Below are 762 nucleotides of genomic sequence, written 5' to 3' on the forward strand. Positions count from 1 at the left end.
GGATGATCCCGGGACGCTCGGTCTTGACCGGGACCGGAGGGTTGAACCAGTGGAGAGCCATACGTCACTCTTTGTCGGCCCGATCAAGTTCCTCCAGCAAATACTTTTGCTCAGCCGGCAGCTTCCGTTCTACAGGCAGATTTAGCAGCTTGCGAAGGTAATTGTGGATTACCTCTGCCTATTGAAAATGCCGCAGGACGGCGCGCCTCCGTTGCGGTGCCACAGTGACTGAAGTTGGCTGACAGCTACTCGCGACTGTCGAAAGCCACGCAGAGGCCCATGGCAGTTGCTGCCTCGACGATCGCCTCGGTTAGTTCTTCGTCGGAGGCCACCAAATAAGGCGCAGCCTCCCGAGCTTCGCGTAGTGCCGCTTTGATCGAGACCGTGTCGCCACGGTCCGCCCTGTTGAGGAGGCGGTTATTCGCGAAGATCGAACCCGACGAACAGGCCAAAGGCTGGGGCAACATTGACGATAAGCTCCACCAGCTCGCAGTCAGTTTCCGCCACATGTGGCCCGTCTCGGCGAACCGCTGCAATAGTCTCTTTGACGGAGATGATTTGGCCGCGACGGGCTTGTAGGATCAGCTCGTGAACAAGGTGTTTGGCAGTCACCTTGTCGGGTCGGCAGTTCGTCCAAATGTTCATACAAGGCCTCCTACCTCAGGGAGAACCCAAGGGAACATTCATGATCCTCTGTCGAGAAAAATCAAGAAGAATGTTTGATAACTTCTGAGTGGGAATCAGGGGGACAAGCCACGAAGC

1 protein-coding gene is annotated in these 762 nt (G+C 56.3%); it reads right to left on the reverse strand.

The features are described from left to right. Positions 1-417: 417 nt before the first annotated feature. Positions 418-645 (reverse strand): hypothetical protein, encoded by a 228-nt coding sequence (locus NKI97_RS35370; protein WP_352450352.1) that lies wholly within the window; start codon positions 643-645, stop codon positions 418-420. Positions 646-762 lie beyond the last annotated feature (117 nt).

Origin of the sequence: Mesorhizobium sp. M0296, assembly GCF_040321675.1 — a bacterium.
Taxonomy (GTDB): domain Bacteria; phylum Pseudomonadota; class Alphaproteobacteria; order Rhizobiales; family Rhizobiaceae; genus Mesorhizobium.

Coding starts and splice junctions, on each gene's coding strand:
- NKI97_RS35370 (WP_352450352.1), bottom strand. CDS start 645: ATGAACATTTGGACGAACTGCCGACCCGACAAGGTGACTGCCAAACAC.